The sequence below is a fragment of the Spirosoma lituiforme genome, from assembly GCF_054776635.1.
Map to the genome: position 1 here is coordinate 229,507 of NZ_BAAHBO010000006.1, position 16,120 is coordinate 245,626.

12 protein-coding genes are annotated in these 16,120 nt (G+C 52.0%); 6 read left to right on the forward strand and 6 right to left on the reverse strand.

Annotated elements, in window-relative coordinates; all coding sequences use genetic code 11:
* Positions 1–73 precede the first annotated feature (73 nt).
* The 5 genes from ACYU87_RS20160 to ACYU87_RS20180 form a co-directional block, all read right to left on the reverse strand.
* Positions 74–970: a 1,4-dihydroxy-2-naphthoate polyprenyltransferase gene (locus ACYU87_RS20160; protein ID WP_461135901.1), complete on the reverse strand. Its 897-nt coding sequence runs from the start codon at positions 968–970 to the stop codon at positions 74–76.
* Between the two features lie 103 nt (positions 971–1,073).
* On the reverse strand, positions 1,074–1,694 hold the full coding sequence (locus tag ACYU87_RS20165; protein WP_461135902.1) for a glutathione peroxidase: 621 nt from the start codon (positions 1,692–1,694) through the stop codon (positions 1,074–1,076).
* A 66-nt stretch (positions 1,695–1,760) separates the two neighbouring features.
* The gene (gene argS, locus ACYU87_RS20170) at positions 1,761–3,545 is read right to left on the reverse strand and encodes an arginine--tRNA ligase (protein ID WP_461135903.1); all 1,785 of its coding nucleotides are present in this window, start codon (positions 3,543–3,545) and stop codon (positions 1,761–1,763) included.
* Between the two features lie 187 nt (positions 3,546–3,732).
* Entirely contained in the window at positions 3,733–6,198 is a 2,466-nt protein-coding gene (locus ACYU87_RS20175; protein ID WP_461135904.1) for a penicillin acylase family protein, read from the reverse strand.
* Between the two features lie 63 nt (positions 6,199–6,261).
* Complete coding sequence (locus tag ACYU87_RS20180) at positions 6,262–7,800, reverse strand: serine hydrolase domain-containing protein (RefSeq protein WP_461135905.1); 1,539 nt, start codon at positions 7,798–7,800, stop codon at positions 6,262–6,264.
* Positions 7,801–7,940: 140 nt separating this feature from the next.
* On the opposite strand from ACYU87_RS20180, the gene ACYU87_RS20185 reads away from it, so the two are divergent.
* Complete coding sequence (locus tag ACYU87_RS20185) at positions 7,941–8,510, forward strand: hypothetical protein (RefSeq protein WP_461135906.1); 570 nt, start codon at positions 7,941–7,943, stop codon at positions 8,508–8,510.
* Between the two features lie 71 nt (positions 8,511–8,581).
* Here the strand turns inward: ACYU87_RS20185 and ACYU87_RS20190 are convergent, their stop codons facing one another.
* The gene (locus ACYU87_RS20190; protein WP_461135907.1) at positions 8,582–9,133 is read right to left on the reverse strand and encodes a hypothetical protein; all 552 of its coding nucleotides are present in this window, start codon (positions 9,131–9,133) and stop codon (positions 8,582–8,584) included.
* A 212-nt stretch (positions 9,134–9,345) separates the two neighbouring features.
* Here ACYU87_RS20190 and recQ point away from each other — a divergent pair, with 212 nt between their 5' ends.
* From recQ to ACYU87_RS20215, 5 genes are all read left to right on the forward strand, one after another.
* Positions 9,346–11,469 carry a DNA helicase RecQ gene (gene recQ, locus ACYU87_RS20195; RefSeq protein WP_461135908.1) on the forward strand — a complete coding sequence of 708 codons (2,124 nt, stop codon included), beginning with the start codon at positions 9,346–9,348 and terminating at the stop codon, positions 11,467–11,469.
* Between the two features lie 188 nt (positions 11,470–11,657).
* Positions 11,658–12,710, forward strand: a complete 1,053-nt coding sequence (locus ACYU87_RS20200) for a lytic transglycosylase domain-containing protein (protein WP_461135909.1) — start codon at positions 11,658–11,660, stop codon at positions 12,708–12,710.
* Positions 12,711–13,135: 425 nt separating this feature from the next.
* Positions 13,136–13,336, forward strand: coding sequence for a hypothetical protein (locus ACYU87_RS20205; RefSeq protein ID WP_461135910.1), 201 nt, complete (start codon positions 13,136–13,138; stop codon positions 13,334–13,336).
* Between the two features lie 134 nt (positions 13,337–13,470).
* Entirely contained in the window at positions 13,471–14,712 is a 1,242-nt protein-coding gene (locus ACYU87_RS20210; RefSeq protein ID WP_461135911.1) for a lytic transglycosylase domain-containing protein, read from the forward strand.
* Between the two features lie 173 nt (positions 14,713–14,885).
* Complete coding sequence (locus tag ACYU87_RS20215; protein ID WP_461136045.1) at positions 14,886–16,085, forward strand: lytic transglycosylase domain-containing protein; 1,200 nt, start codon at positions 14,886–14,888, stop codon at positions 16,083–16,085.
* Positions 16,086–16,120: the final 35 nt, after the last annotated feature.

The window sequence follows — 16,120 nt, forward strand, 5'->3', positions numbered from 1 at the left end:
ATTTGAGAAGGAGTGAGAATTGCTATACAAAGCCCCTGCATTAACTAAACAACATACACTACTCTAAACACTCCTACAACACTTGCCCCAATCCAAACAGAACAACAAACAACAGCGTGGTTAGCGCCAGTTGCCCAAGCCGGGCATTTAGCTCCGCGGGGCGCTTGTGCGTCGCAATGGCACGACCATTCAGGATAAATGAGGGGAAAGATAAGACGTAGAGATAGCCAACTGCCGTAGCATCGGTCAGGAACGAATAGGCAACCGCACACGCCATACCCGTAAGGAGCAGGCCCCAATGATACCGGATAGCAAGCGGTAAGCCAAGACGGGCCGGAATGGAGCGTTTTCCGGTCATTGTATCGGTTTCAATATCCCGAATGTTATTGACGTTCAGAACGCCGGTAGCGAACAAGCCAACGCTTGTTGCAGGCAGGAGCAAGAGTGAACTGAACGAGAGTGTATACAGAAAGTACGTTCCCAAAACACCCACCCAGCCGAAGAAAACGAGTACGGCAATATCACCGAATCCGGCATAGCCATAGGGTCGTTTGCCGTTTGTGTAACCGATGGCAGCCGCGATGCTGAGCAGCCCCAGCACCAAGAAAAACCAGAAAATTTTCGGTTCAACGTTGTAGAAAGCAACCGTCAGCAAGCCTATTCCGCAAATCAGCGCGAGCACCGACATCAGAATAATACCCCGCAACATGGCTTCTTTGGTGATATCGCCGGTAGCAACAGCCCGACGGGGCCCAACCCGCAGTTCGGTATCTTTACCCGAGACCGCATCGCCATAATCGTTGGCAAAGTTGGACAGGATTTGAAGGAAAATAGTGGTCAGTGTAGCCAGAACAGCGATTTGCCAACTAAAATGATGGTTGGCAAAGGCCAGAAAACTGCCAAGAATAATGCTGGCCAAGGCCAGCGGTAATGTACGCGGCCGTGCGGCCGCAATCCAGCTCTTTGTCATGAGTGCAAAGAGCGAAAGAGCAAAAGAGTGCAAGGGCAAAAGACCAATCATGGCCATTCGCGCTTGCACTCCGCATCGGCGGTCCGATTTCGCTCTTTCGCCTTTAGATGCCTACTGCTTTTTTGAACTCTTCATCTTCGGGTTTTACTTTCGACGCAAAGAAGTGTGTCAGTTCGCCTTTTTCGTTGATGACGTATTTGCAGAAATTCCAGGTTGGCACTTTATCGTTCCAGCCGTTCATCGACTTGTCGGTCAGCCATTTGTAGAGCGGAGACTGGTCAGCGCCCAGCACCGATACTTTCTCGAACATAGGGAAGGTAACACCGTAATTCTTCTGACAGAACGAAGCGATTTCTTCGCTGCTGCCAGGCTCCTGGCTACCGAAGTTGTTGGCAGGGAACCCCAGTACAATGACTTTGTTGCCGTGCTCTTTGTAGAATTTCTCCCAGTCGGCGTACTGCGGGGTGAACCCACATTTTGATGCCACGTTCAGAATAACGACTTTTTTTCCTTTGAAACCACTGAGCGACACGGGCTTGCCATCCAGCGACTTCACGGTAAAATCGTACAGACTTTTGGTTGGCGCATGCGCATTGGCAGGGGCAGCAACAGCTTCTTTTTTGTTGCTGAAAATTCCTTTAACGAGAGTAGATAAAGACATAAAGCTGGTAAGCGTCGCGACGAGTACAACGCCGATTAAGGTAAAAACGAGATTCTTTTTCATGGTTAGTATAACACTTTAGTAGACTTGGGTGAAGGTAAGTAAACGTACTGACATATAGGCGACTATCTACATTCTTTCCGGTACATCTATGCCCAATAAACCCATTGCCTTGCGAATAGTTTCACCAACCAATTTTGATAAAACCAGCCGGGCATGAAGCTTGACGGCATCCGTTTCTTTGAGAATGGAGAGCTTATCGTAAAATTGGTTAAATGTCTTGGCCAATTCATAGGCATACTGGGCAATATAAGACGGCGCGAACGCTGCTCCGGCCTCAGTAACTCGCTGCGGATACTGACTCAGTAAAAACACCAATTGCTGTTCAACCTCGTCGAACTGTGTAGCGGCAACGGTGCCTTCCAACAGCGTATCAACCTCCCTGGCTTTCCGCAGAATAGACTGAATCCGGGCGTGAACATACTGAATATACGGACCCGTGTTGCCGTGCAGATCCACCGATTCGGCCGGGTTGAATTGCATCCGTTTCTGCGGATCAACTTTCAGCAGGTAGTACTTCAACGCACCTAAGCACAGCATCTGGAACAGCGCCTTTTTCTCCGCTTCGTCAAACTCATCGAGCTTTCCTTTGGCGGCTTCATCGGCGGCTGTCGAAGCGGCATCTGTTGTCTCCTGAATCAAATCATCCGCATCAACAACCGTACCCTCCCGCGATTTCATTTTACCCGTTGGCAAATCGACCATTCCGTAAGACAGGTGATACAGTTCACTGGCATACGGTCTGCCCAGTCGGCGGAGGATGGCGAACAGCACGTTAAAATGATAATCCTGCTCGTTCCCGACAACCCATATCTGCCGATCACTATGAAAATCCTGAAACTTCAGATCGGTCGTGCCAAGATCCTGAGTCATGTACACCGATGTTCCGTCGGAGCGCAGGACGAGTTTCTGATCCAGCCCTTCTTCCGTTAAATCGATCCAGACAGACTTATCTTCTTTACGATAAAAAACCCCTTTCTGGATTCCTTCCTCAACAATTTCTTTACCGAGAAGGTACGTATTGGATTCGTAATAGGTCTTGTCGAAACTAACGCCAATTGTTTTATACGTAGCGTCGAAACCCGTATAGACCCAGTCGTTTAACCTGCGCCAGAGGGCAACGGTTTCGGGATCGCCCTGCTCCCAGAGCCGCAGCATCTGCTGAACTTCCAGCATCAGGGGAGCGCGTTTTTCGGCCTCTTCCTTTACTGCTCCCTGACTCACCATCTCCTCGATCTGGGCCTTATACGCCTTATCGAAAAGTACGTAATATTTACCAATCAGGTGGTCGCCTTTCATACCGGCCGACTCGGGTGTTTCTCCATTGCCGAACATCTTGTAGGCCAGCATGGACTTGCAGATGTGAACGCCCCGATCATTGACGATGCAGGTCTTCACCACATCGAAACCGCCCGCGTCCAGAATCCGGCTGACCGAATCGCCCAGGAAGTTGTTTCGCAAATGCCCGAGGTGAAGCGGTTTGTTGGTATTCGGCGACGAGAATTCGACCATCACCGATTGTCCTTTTTTCGGCAATATACCAAAGGAGGGGTCGGCGGCTATATCGTTCAGAACACCAAGCCAGGCAGCATCGGCAATGCTGATATTCAAGAAGCCCTGCACTACGTTGAACGCACTTACAACGGAGCTGTTTTCGAGGAGCCAGTTGCCTATGGCCTGCCCGATTTGAGCGGGTGCCTGCCGAAGAACTTTTGTGTACGGAAACGTGACGAAGGTGTACTGCCCTTCGAATTCTTTTTTGGTGGGCGTAAGTTGAATAACGCCTGGATGACCGGGATAAAGTTCGGCGATTGACCGTAAAATATCGGCTTCTACTATTGATTGAATATCCATTACCCGCAAAAGTACGAAATGTAGCGCTTACTGTAGCGCAGACCGGGTACCCGCCTAGCCAGCAACTAGATCCGATTCAGCTGACTTTGCTCCATAACTGCGCGAATTCGTCTTAACGTGTTCCGAACTTGACTTGCTCCCACAACTGTACGGACAGGATCGGGACCTCCCGCACAGGCTGCGTTACTCAGGGCTTGAGTGTTATGGTTCCTTCGGTAACTGTTTTGATTTTTTCTCTTGAGAAGAAGACCGGGAAATAACCGTTCTCAGCCCAGAGTGAGAACAGGTCGCTGTAGTGTGGGCTGGCCGGATCGCCCGATTGGCCAGGGCTGTTGATGCCCAGCGTTTTGTCCCAGTCTTCCGTATCGACCAGAATACGAAACGACGCGCCGTGCGTTTGGTTCAGGCTGTTGGCCGTGGCGTTAACGGTTTCGCCATAGCCGCCCCGCGCCACCGGACCAAGGTTGATTTTCTGCCGCATGGCCGCGTCGACCAGGTTACTGAGCGGATGGGTTAAGGTAATGTGCTTGTTCTTCCGCTGCCCATACACCCAGTCGTCCATATCGGAGCCGAGCCGGGTAGTGAGTTCGGTAACGGCCCGATCAAGGCAGGTTAGCAGTAAACTGTCGCGGGCAGTCGTTGGAATCAGCAAGGCATCAATGACGCGTTTGGTTGGCAGGCTCTTCAGGTAGGGCCGGGCGTTGGCGGGCACATTGGCGAGGTAGACCGCCTGCTTCAGTTGCTCCTCCCAGGCTACGTAAATAGAAGCCGGAACCGAGTTGGTGGTGAGTTTGTAATCCCACCGACGGAGGTAACCCAGCGCCTGTTCGGTGCGATCATTGGGGGAGGCCAGATTCTGAAGCAGGGGCACCAGCGTACGGGCCGGTATGGAAAGATAATCGGCCTGCAAAGCCATAAAATCCACCAGGTTCTTGCGCGTGCCATCGTTCAGCACTTCTTCGATCCGGTGCGCCCGCGAGGGACTGGCCCACGTCCAGCCGATAGCGCTTCGATTGGGAAAGTTAACCGGAGTCAGGTTGTTGTTGGCCGTAACAACGTATCCTTCGGGTGGGTTAAGTTTGTTCGGTAGCTTGTCAATTGGCAGAAAGCCGCCCCACTCAAACCGGCCATCGCCGGGCACCGGCAGCAGACCCGTATAGTTTTTTCCCTGACTGGCCTTTCGTATGGGCGATAAGCCTACGGCCTGCCAGCCGATGGTGCCCGTTTTGTCCGCCCAGATCATGTTCTCGCCCGGCACCCGACTAAACAGGCAGGCCTTTCTGAATTCAGCCCAGTTTCGCGCCTGATTCATGCGCAGGCTGGCCAGGTATGGCGCCGACCCGATCTCAAGCCCACCCGTCCGAATGGCGTAGGCTTTATGGTGCTGGGCATCTTCAAAGATAACAGGTCCGTGCCGGGTGTACTTCAGCGTAGCGTTGACCGATTTCCCACCTTTAACGGGTATGGTTTCGGTCAGAATCTTCATGGATTCCCATAACGATGTCGCCCCCTTTCCCCGGTACCGATACTGATTCGGATTAGCCGGGCTGGTTTCGTAGACGTACAAATCTTCATTGTCGGTTTCAAAAATGGTCAGGCCCCAGGCTCCGTACTCATTGTGCCCAATCGAAACCCCCGGCAACGTTGGTTCACCCGCGCCCAACACATTCCAGCCCGGCGTGGATTCGCCCAGCATGGATGTGCCCGGCATGGATGTACCCGACGTAGATGTGCCCGGCGCATGTAAGTGAACCCAGTACCGCAGGGATGGCGTTGACTGGGCCCGGTGCGGGTCGTTGGCCAGCATCGGGTATCCGCTAGCCGACTTAGCGCCCGATATGACCCAGTTGTTGGAACCATTGTATTTCTTTTCGGCCTCAAAACCGGAATCGACTCCTGGCAGGAACCCCCGTTTCGGGAAGTAGGCTTCATCTTCGTCGGCTTTGGTCGCTTGCCCTTCAAATTTCAGCGGCAGGCGAAAAGCTTCGTACAACTCCAGAATAGGCTGAAAAAGCTCATCCCCGTTTACGTGCAGGGTAAGATCCGGTTCGGTCGACGTTGCGGCTGGATGAAACCACTGCAATTCGCGAAGCTTATCGGGCCCGATCAATTGAACCAGCCGGGCATAATTCAATTCTTCCCGGACGTTGTACATCAGGCCCTGGTGTCGGCTAATGACCACCTCGGGTGTCCACAAACCCGGCTTTGTTTTGAGTACCTGAAACTCGAACGGGAGTTTTTCTGGCGTTTTTAGTATCTGGTTAATGTAGGCATTGATACCGGCAACAAATGCCCCGACAATTTGCGGACCATGCGGATGATAGTGCAGCAGTTCTTTGTTGATATCGCCTTTGTACCGAAACAAGCGGGTTCCAATATCACGCTTCACTTCCTGCGGACCAAGTAATTCGGCTACCGTACCCGTTGCCTGCCGACGCCAGATTTCCAACTGAAACAGTCGGTCCTGAGCCGCAGCGTAGCCCTGCGCAAAGAAAAGGTCGTGTTCATTTTTGGCGAAAATATGATTGACGCCCCACCGATCGCGAATGATTTCGACGGGTTGCTGTAGCCCGGCCGTCTGTATCGTTTGATCAGACTGGGAATAACCACAAATGGGCAGAAGAACAACGATCAGAACAAGTAGTTGGCGCATAAGCTCGGTTTATACCCTGAACATACTACCTTTTGGTTGTCTATCCAGTTATTCGCTGATTTATCAGTGCGGTTCGGGGTGTTCCAGCGTCAAAGGAGCAGCCGCCAGACGACCACCGCTTAATTGCCTCGCGGTTGTGTAGGCCCGGAAAACGAACGGGACAATGTCGACGCCGTTGTCGGAAGGAAATAGACCCGTCTGGCTATTCAGGCTGTTGACAAAAAGAGCCACGGTCAGGTTGTTGGGCAATTTCATCCAGATAGTCCGTAAACCAACGTACGGTATTTTGCTGTCGTAATACCACCAGCCATCGTGGTAAGCAATATCACCGAGACTGGTTGCAGCCCGAAAGCACCCCAGGTTATTGAGCAGTAATGTATCTTTATAAGCCGTGGTAATCACCGACTGATCCGTTGATGACAAGACCGTGGCGTACAGTTTACCGGCTTCACGCGGGGTAAGATACCAGCCATAGGCCCCCAGCGTAGTAAAAAAATTGCCGGGATTCCAGCCGCTACGGCCAGCTGTGTATGGATAGGGGTAGCAATAGGTCGGATCACCGGGCGGATACGTGGGGACTGCCCCCTGAATACCCACCTTGGCGAGTACATTATCCTGAACGTAAGTCAGATAACGTTGCTGCGTTTGCTGGTCATCAACCCCGTCATCCCCGGTAAATGCATACCCGGTCAAGGCCGGTATCAGCACCCGCATAAGGCCAATATTTGCGTTCTGATAACAATATTTACCCCGGTTCGCTTCCTTTACGCCATTCGCAATAAGCTGCTTCAGGCCGGCGTATATATTTTCACTATAGGCCCCATTCTGGCAATTGTTCCCTAAACCAATGATACCGCTTCGGTGATTGAACAGATCGTAAAAGGTTATCTGATCGACCAGAGGTCCCTTTACCCAGGACGAGGGCAGGTAAGGACTGATTTTATCGGTTGTCCGAATGTCTTTTTGAGCAGCCAGCTGCGTAAAAGCCATAGCCGCCAGTGTCTTGCTCATGCTGGCAATGTGCATCTTCGTGTCGATGGTGTACGGTTTTTCACCGGTCGCATCGACCGACCTTGACTTGAGTCCACCCGACCCCGATGCCTTCAGTTCGTTATTCTCATAAATCACAAAGCCGTACCCAATGTCGCGATTTTGCAGGAGACTGGTCAGCGTTTGCGCAAACAGATCAGTCAGTGTAGTCTGCACGGAAAACGTTGTAACCGCACTGTAAACAGTACCTGTCGCCGTGGTCACGTAAGCACGGGCAAAATAGGTTGCCTTGTTTTCCAGACCGGTCAGCGAATCGCTCAGACTGAAAGGCAGCGCAGCTATCGTTAAGGAGCGGGTCGTCTTTGTATCGGCAAGCGTTGGCGAGGCATTTGTTTTCGACCACACAAACCCTGCCGTGATGGGCTGCCCCGTTGGGGCCGTTATTAGTGTAGCCGTGAGTGAAGCAGACGTGTTGGTACGTATACTAACGGCGGGTGTTGACCCAAAGCTTACGGTGTCATCCGTTGGTGGAGTCGGGTCCGGGCTATGCTTGCAACCAGCCAATAAGGTTATGACGAAAAGAAACAGCTTGCTGAGTAAAGGCCTATTCATACCGTTGATCTGTGAGGGATTTTCGTCAAGAAAGCATACTATTGATCATCCATAACGCGCCGATTTATTCACCGGCGAGTCTGGTTTATTTGCTTTACATAGGAGAACTTTAGCGGTCAAATTCCAATCCTGCCTCAACCATGCCCATTTTATCAACCCTCCGAAAAGCACCCGTAACGTTAGCTAAGTTACTTGTTAGTCATCGGCTGATTGTCGGCTATCTAATGATCAGTCTAACGGGCTGCACAACGGTTCATATACAAACAAACGTAAAGCCAGCTGACAAACCGGAATTCAGGCGCATTTTAGTTGTATCGAACCTCCCGCAAATGGTACCGACTTATTTGGCTCGCTTCCAAACCGCCTTTCCAAGCGGGTATCAGGTATGTACGGTTTCCAATAGCCCGATTGATTTTGACGGCCCTGAAGAAGCCATCGAGAAACAACGGCAGACCTGCCAGAGCGAGGTTCTACTGACCATCGACTTCAGTCGTAATTACACATCTGGTTACGGCAAATACATCACCTCAAATAATGAACTCCTGTTGGTCATGACAAACCTGGCAACAAACAAGCCTTTTTGGAAAGCCATTGTCACCACAGGAAGTAGCAGTGAGGTACCTCCCAGTGACATTGTTCAACAACTCATCAAAGACGGTATTATTGGCGGATCCGTTCCAGCCGAAAAGTCGTATCAATCTGATTACTAACAGCGTACGTAAGTGGAGTAGCTATGGCTAGTTAGCCCCGTAGCTACTCCACTTACGTACGCTGTGTAACCTTATCCTTTTATACCGGTCAGATACGTCTTGTTACCGTTTTTATTGATGTAGTATTTACCCCCGCGCGGTCCAGTCATGACCTTCTCCCCGTTCGGCCCCTTTTGCGATGGGTCAACCGGGGCTTTGTAATCGGCCGGGGTTGCCTTTTCTTCTTTCACCGACCCCGTTGCGCTTTTCGACTTGCTCATTTTATCATCCTTCAAACCGGCGTTATCAGCCATTTTGTCGGCTTTATCCGGCGTAGTCGTTGCCGCAGCCGTTCCGCTATTGGCCGCTTTTTTGGCTGCCTTGGCCGCCCTGGCAGCGGCCATCCGGTCATTCACGGCCGCTTGTTTCGCGGCATCAGTCGTAGTAGCGGCATCACCCTTGGCGTCTTTAACGGCATCCTTAGCCGCTTTTGTTTCCGCTTTAGCGGCTGATTTGGCCGATGCATCGGCCTCCTTCATTTCTTTTTTCGCTTTTTCCTTCGACCCTTTGGTATCCTGAGCCGTACCATCGAAGGCAGCAAACAGGCTCAGCGACAGGCATAGAACTAACAGTTTCTTTTTCATTGTTACTGGATTGGGGTTTAGTGAAGAACGACCAATATCGGCTCTTGAGCTGGAAATATGCGGATAAAATCACGAATCCGTCAACGAAACCGACTTAAATTTTTCTTAAATTTGAGATAAAGATAGTGGTCTGTGACTCAGTAACAATAGACCATTTACTCAGACTATCCACGCCTTGCAGGGCGGTTAATTATCTGTTCTTCAGCAAGTCAATGACTGTTTCAACGCCCAATACGCAGCAACCCGCCGACTACCTCAAACGCTACTACGGCTATGACCGCTTCCGGCCCATGCAGGAGGCCATCATTCAGTCTATTTTGAGCGGGCGCGACACGGTCGTCCTTATGCCTACGGGAGGTGGTAAGTCCGTGTGCTTTCAGATACCGGCGTTGATGCTACCCGGTCTGACCATTGTTGTGTCTCCGCTGATTGCGCTGATGAAAGACCAGGTGGGCGCCCTGCACATGAACGGTATTCAGGCGGCTTATTACAACAGCACGCAAACCAGCCGGGAACAGCGTGACATTGAAGATGACTGCATCAAGGGCAAACTCAAACTGCTGTATGTCTCGCCGGAGAAACTGCTGACCGAATCGTTTTTTCAATTCCTGGGTCTGACCAAACTGTCCTTGTTTGCCATCGACGAAGCCCACTGTATATCATCCTGGGGGCACGATTTCCGGCCAGAGTATACGCAGCTGCACGTACTGAAAGAGCAGTTTCCGAAGGTGCCCACGATTGCACTGACCGCCACGGCCGATAAACTCACCCGGCAGGATATAGCCACCCGTCTTGGCATGAACGATCCGGCCATATTCGTGGATTCGTTTAACCGAACCAACCTAAGCTTGCAGGTACTTCCCGGCCAGAACCGCATTCAGCAGATTGTGCGGCTGCTCCAGAAGAAACCAGACACCTCCGGTATCATTTATTGCCTAAGCCGCAAGTCGACCGAGTCACTGGCGGCCAAATTGCAGGAGAAAGGGTTCAACGCAGCCTTTTACCACGCCAAAATGGACCCGGCTGACCGATCGAAAACGCAGGAAGCTTTTCTGCGCGACGATGTTCGAATTATGTGCGCAACCATTGCCTTCGGTATGGGAATCGACAAATCGAACGTGCGCTGGGTGATCCACTACAACATGCCCAAAAACATCGAGAGCTTTTATCAGGAAATCGGGCGGGCGGGTCGAGATGGCGCGGCTGCCCAGACCGTTCTGTTCTACAGCTTTGCCGATGTAGCTACGTACAAGGAGATGCTGGCCGAGAACAGCCCGGCCAACCTGGGTCTGCAACTGGCCAAATTGGAGCGCATGCAGCAATACGCGGACGCCCATACCTGCCGCCGACAGATTCTGCTCTCCTATTTTTCGGAAGAACTCGCCGAACCCTGCGGCAACTGCGATGTTTGCCGCGACCCACGCGTTACGTTCGATGGTACCATTCTGGCGCAAAAAGCGCTGTCGGCCATTATCCGAACGGGCGAGCGGGTACCGATGAATTTACTGATTGACATTTTGCGGGGTTCCCGGAGCCAGCAGGTGCTTCAGGGGGGCTACGACCAGGTGAAAACCTATGGCGCGGGCCGCGATCTTCGTTTTGAGGACTGGCGAAACTACATCCATCAGCTTATCAATATCGGGGTCATTGAAATTGCCTACGACCAGCACTACGCCCTGCGCCGGGGTATGCTGGCCGACCAGGTGCTGTATAGCGGTCGGAAGGTGGATCTGGTTCGGCCGGACGATGCGCCGAAACCCATTGTCGAGAAAGTCAAAACCAAAACAGAGACCCAGCGCGATACCCTGTTCGAACGGCTGCGGGTGGTGCGCAAGGAACTCGCCGACGAACAAAACGTACCTCCTTACGTTATCTTTACGGATACGACGCTTGAGGATATGGCTCGCCAGCGGCCCGTTACGCCCGATGCGCTACGCAACGTAAGTGGTGTTGGCGAACGGAAGTTACAATTGTTTGGCCGGCGTTTTCTGGATGAGATTGTCGGCTACGTACGTGGCCGGGTCAACGCGGGAAAAAAACCCAAAGGATCGACACAATTAATAACCCTCGATCTGTACAACAGTGGCTTGTCGATTGACGAGATCGCGGCCCAGCGCCAACTGACTACGGGGTCCGTTGCCAGCCATCTGGTGCAGCTATCGAAGTCCGGTTACGATATTGATTTAGTCTCCCTGATTGACCCGATCGAACGGCGAGAAATCGAAAAAGCAATTGCGGTGGCAGGCATGGCAGAAGGCCGCCTGAAGGCCGTTTTTGATCAGTTAGGGGGCCGTTATGATTATGGCAAACTAACCATCGTTGCCGGGCTGTTATAAGAATAAAATCCTGTTTTTGGGCAAACCGTTGGATAATTCTTAGGCAATAATTTGGCATGTAGGCCAAAATCCGTTAGCTTCGTATTCTATACCTGAATAAACCCGTTACTTCGGTACGGGTTTTCTCATCTATATGTGTCACAACAACTACTATAATTTTGCTTAGAGAAGTAAGTTTTTCATTGCTCATGGCCGCGGTAAAACCGGTCCTCGCGATCCCCTTTTTTGGGGCCGATACGAGCCGGTTAACTCTGTCGTCGGACGGATTGAACAACCCACAACTTCTGGTCGTTGACTCGACAAACCGCGCATTTCCTATTTACTTCTGCGGAGAGGAAGTTCCCGTAGATGAGAAACGTGTCTCGCGCCGATGGATGCAAACCCTTCGGATGTATGGCGGCCAGCAGGCGTTTCTGCTTGATCTCCGGATGCGGGCCTCTACGTTCTTCCCCATCATTGACCCCATTCTCCGGAAGTACAAAATCCCCCGCGATTTTCGCTTCATGCCGTTGGCCGAGAGTGCGCTCGACAACAGCAGCGTGTCGTACAAAGGCGCGTCGGGTTATTGGCAGCTAATGCCAGGTACGGCCCGCGAACTCGGACTGGAAGTGAACAGTAACGTAGACGAACGGTACAATCTACAGAAAGCAACGGTGGCCGTTTGCCGGCATCTGCACCAGTTATACCGGCAGCTTGGTTCCTGGACGCTCGTGGCGGCTGCTTACAATGGTGGTATCACGCACGTTCGCAACAAAATGGAACAACAGGGCCAGTCGAACTATTACCGGCTACGCCTGCACCGCGAAACGAGCCATTACCTGTTCCGCATTCTGGCGTTCAAAGAGTTGCTGAGTAACCCTCGCCAATACGCGCTGATCCTGAATGGCTCAACAATGGCCGAGCTTATGAAGCCATTACCAAGCTGGCATAAACCACTGGCGTTGCCGAGGAAAATTAAAGATGCGCCGACCATTGAGCTGATCGACGAAGACATTTCTACCTGGGGCCCTCGCCCCAATACGGCGCTGACAAGATCATTATCCGCTACAGAACAACTTATTGCCCAGGCCGCTTCGCAAAAGTCTACTAACCCCCTCTCCGATCTGGATAGCCAGGGCCAGCATTTGCCTATCAAGAAATTGATGATGGGATTAATGGTACTACGCTTCCGTCGGCCACGCTTTTTAAAGCGGAAAAAAGAGGGAGGCATCCGTCCCCTTCACTTCTGGGACTGGTTATAAGAATTGACAACGAATTTTGATCAGGAAGCCGCCCCCAAGGGCGGCTTCCCTTGTTTAGTAGGTTAACTCAACGGCACTAAGTTGGCACAAAACTTGCTCACCAGCCCGTTTGGTTACGTTTACGAATCAGTCATGGGTTTTACGGACAGATCCACAAAGGAATAATCCCCGATAACAACAGGTTACTTCACGGGTAAAGCATACCGTTTTCTTCCTCCAGACCTGTACCGCAACAGGAATCGTGAGGCTGTCAGTGAGCCTATTAGCCTTCGTACGATTGGGCAGCGTTCTGATTCTCCTGCTTTTCGTATAACAGGCACCCAGGTGTTACCGAAAGATAATGTCTACGAATGAGATCGGATTGCTTGATCTAGCACATCATTTGTTCAGCGTTCTCCTGTCTGACAGCTACGTTCGCCTTGGTTATGCAATACGTTGACGAGCGGATTTGTCCAGTCATCAAGAAAACTTTCCGTAATGTCTATGCGCTCATTTCCTACCTCTACACAACCAACAGGTTGTTTGTCAGGCCCCTTGCCCAACCGCCCGACTGCTTATTTATTGGTGCCCTGCCACCGGCTGATTCCGGGTCAATAAGTATCCTTTACATCCTGCTGATGAGTTGATTAGGTGCTTCACACGCCGAGTGATGTGGCTTGTCCAGTTGGGTAACTTAGCCAACTCCGGAAAATATTAATGTTACAGATAGCGATCCATTAGGTCTAAAGAATATATAATGCTAGAACTTATACTCACCTTTTTGAAAAAGCGGTTACACTTACTTGGGTTGGTCGTGGTACTGATTGTGGGAAGTGCCTTCTCCCCCAGCGCTTCACTGAACAGGTCAGCGTATACGCCTTCTTCAAGCTACTCTCCTGCGTTGCTCATTGAGCCGAGGTTGCTGACAGGACTTCCTCCCGTTTATTTTTGTGGCGAATCCGTTCCTATTCACGAAGAAGTTGTGGCTCGCCGACTGGTATCCGCCCTGGTTCGTAATACGACCCGGAACCAGGCATTTTTGCGCATTCGCCAACGGGCGGCCGTTTTTTTTCCGGTCATTGAGCCTATTCTTGCCCGGCATGGTATTCCGCTGGATTTCAAATACTTACCTTTGGTAGAGAGTGCGTTACAGGGTTTCGCCGTATCACCGAAAGGGGCATCGGGCTATTGGCAGTTTATGCCTGCCACCGCACGGGAACTGGGCTTGAGCATCGGGCACGGCGCCGACGAACGACAGCACCTGGTCAAGTCGACCAATGCGGCCTGCAAGTATTTACGGTATTTGTACTCGCGCCTGGGGTCATGGACGCTGGCCGCTGCAGCCTATAACAACGGCATCGGCGCGTTACTCACTAACATCCGGCGGCAACAACAACGTGACTATTACTACCTGCGTCTGAACGCGGAGACAGGTAAGTATCTGTACCGGATTCTGGCATTTAAGGAGCTGTTTTCCAATTATCGCTCTTATAAAAACCTGATTCCGGGTCAGATGCTGGCTACCCTGGACGAGCCACTTGGCTCCATAGCAGGAACGCAGTCCGATGACGACGTGCTGCTGCCTGAATTTATCGTAGACGAAGCCACCCGAGAAGCCGTCAGCGCACCGGTAAAAGAAACCGCTTCGGTACCCAAAGGCCGGACGACAGATATTCCGCTGCCTAATGCCGCCGACGTATTCAGGGGAGGTATCAAGGCCCGTTTAACAGAAACCTCAAGTTTAGAACGCGGTCAGGTCTGGGTGTTCAACCTCACTCGTGACGGAATGGCTGGTGATCGACAAGTGGAAGAAGGCGACAGGCTGTACGCCGTTATCGAAGATATTGATCTGAAAGCCAACAAGGTTTACCTGCGCTCCGAAAAACTGTACTCGGCCAGCGATCAGCAAACGTACTCGCTGGCGCTGGCGGCAGTAGATGCGTCCACGGGCCGTATCGGCATTAAACTATCGGACTTGACCCAGATGAAGTCAGGCTGGCTACTCACCTGGAAATCACTGTAACGTCGTCAGACAAGTCAGGTCAACTCACGTTGGCGAAGTCACGACACGGCTCATCAACGAACTAAACCGGTAGGCGGCATCGTTTTCCAGGGGTCTAACCCAAGCTATTTGTTTTGATACGATCCACCCAACAGGTTGTTACGCCGATACTTATCACGTTGTTCTTTACCTCGATGGTATTGGCCCAGAAAAAGACGATACCCGTAAAAAGCAAAGCGAGCCGATCTTACCTGGTTAGTTCGCAGGCGGGGATAAGTCCCGGCCGGTTGCATTTTTGCGGTGAGATTGTACCAACCGAGCAGAGCACGGTTTCCGCTAAACTGGCGTTTGCGCTGGCAAGCAGTTCCGGGTACCAACGGCATCTGGGTGGCCTGAAAGCTCGTTCGGCTCCTTTCTTTGCCGTTATTGAACCCATTCTGCGGAAGCACAACATTCCGAACGATTTCAAATTTCTGCCTCTCATCGAAAGCGCCTGGAATGCCCATGCGGTATCATCGGCCGGAGCCGTTGGGTACTGGCAATTTATGGACGAAACGGCGCAGGATATGGGGTTATCCATCCAGCCGGGCCATGATGAGCGCTCCGACCTACTTAAATCGACCGAAGCCGCCTGCAAATATTTGACGTTCCTGCACGCCCGACTGGGGTCATGGACACTCGTGGCGGCTGCTTATAACGGGGGGGTCGGTATGGTACAGCGCAAAATTGACAAGGTCGGTCACCGCGATTATTATGCGATGGCCATGAACCCCGAAACGGGCTATTATCTGTACCGAATTCTGGCCATGAAAGAACTGTTCACCAACCCTTCTTACGGCATCGGCTCGGCAGGCATCCTGCTGGTATCGTCGGGGGAGGCCTATGAGCAGGAGCGTGAACAGGCCCGGCGCATGGGCTGGCTCCAGGACCAGGAACCCGAACAGGTCGGCGTACCAATTGAATCGCTGGACGATCCCAGCGACGAATCCAGCCGCCTGACCCAGGCCACCCGAAGTGAAGCGGTTGTTATGGATAGTTTGTTGATTGAACTGCTCAAAAACAAACCAGCCGCCCCGCCCATATTCGTCGGTGATGTTGTGGCGCGACTTGTCCGGGCGGGACAGCCCAAGATAGGGCAAAGCTGGTCGTTTGCCCTATCGGAAGATGTTCAGATCGAGCAAACCGAATTGAAAGCGGGAGACATGCTGTACGCCGTTGTGGATGATATCGATACCAAAGGCAACCTATTTCTGCGCGCCACCAAAGCCGTTTCGGTACAGACCAGCACAACGGTTCCGCTGACGCTCATTGCCATGAACACAGCTACCGGGCTGGCGGGGGTTCCCCGGCCCAAAGTACTTAAGCCGGGCTGGGTCGTTCAGTGGAAACTTTGAGTACGGGAGTCCTTATGTCAACGTGTTTTATAGCC

Bases quoted from the DNA above. Each gene is read 5' to 3' on its own strand.
- ACYU87_RS20205 (WP_461135910.1), top strand. From the start codon at position 13,136: ATGCAATACGTTGACGAGCGGATTTGTCCAGTCATCAAGAAAACTTTC.
- ACYU87_RS20185 (WP_461135906.1), top strand. From the start codon at position 7,941: ATGCCCATTTTATCAACCCTCCGAAAAGCACCCGTAACGTTAGCTAAG.
- recQ (WP_461135908.1), top strand. From the start codon at position 9,346: ATGACTGTTTCAACGCCCAATACGCAGCAACCCGCCGACTACCTCAAA.
- ACYU87_RS20180 (WP_461135905.1), bottom strand. From the start codon at position 7,800: ATGAATAGGCCTTTACTCAGCAAGCTGTTTCTTTTCGTCATAACCTTA.
- ACYU87_RS20200 (WP_461135909.1), top strand. From the start codon at position 11,658: ATGGCCGCGGTAAAACCGGTCCTCGCGATCCCCTTTTTTGGGGCCGAT.
- ACYU87_RS20165 (WP_461135902.1), bottom strand. From the start codon at position 1,694: ATGAAAAAGAATCTCGTTTTTACCTTAATCGGCGTTGTACTCGTCGCG.
- ACYU87_RS20215 (WP_461136045.1), top strand. From the start codon at position 14,886: ATGGTATTGGCCCAGAAAAAGACGATACCCGTAAAAAGCAAAGCGAGC.
- argS (WP_461135903.1), bottom strand. From the start codon at position 3,545: ATGGATATTCAATCAATAGTAGAAGCCGATATTTTACGGTCAATCGCC.
- ACYU87_RS20175 (WP_461135904.1), bottom strand. From the start codon at position 6,198: ATGCGCCAACTACTTGTTCTGATCGTTGTTCTTCTGCCCATTTGTGGT.
- ACYU87_RS20160 (WP_461135901.1), bottom strand. From the start codon at position 970: ATGACAAAGAGCTGGATTGCGGCCGCACGGCCGCGTACATTACCGCTG.
- ACYU87_RS20190 (WP_461135907.1), bottom strand. From the start codon at position 9,133: ATGAAAAAGAAACTGTTAGTTCTATGCCTGTCGCTGAGCCTGTTTGCT.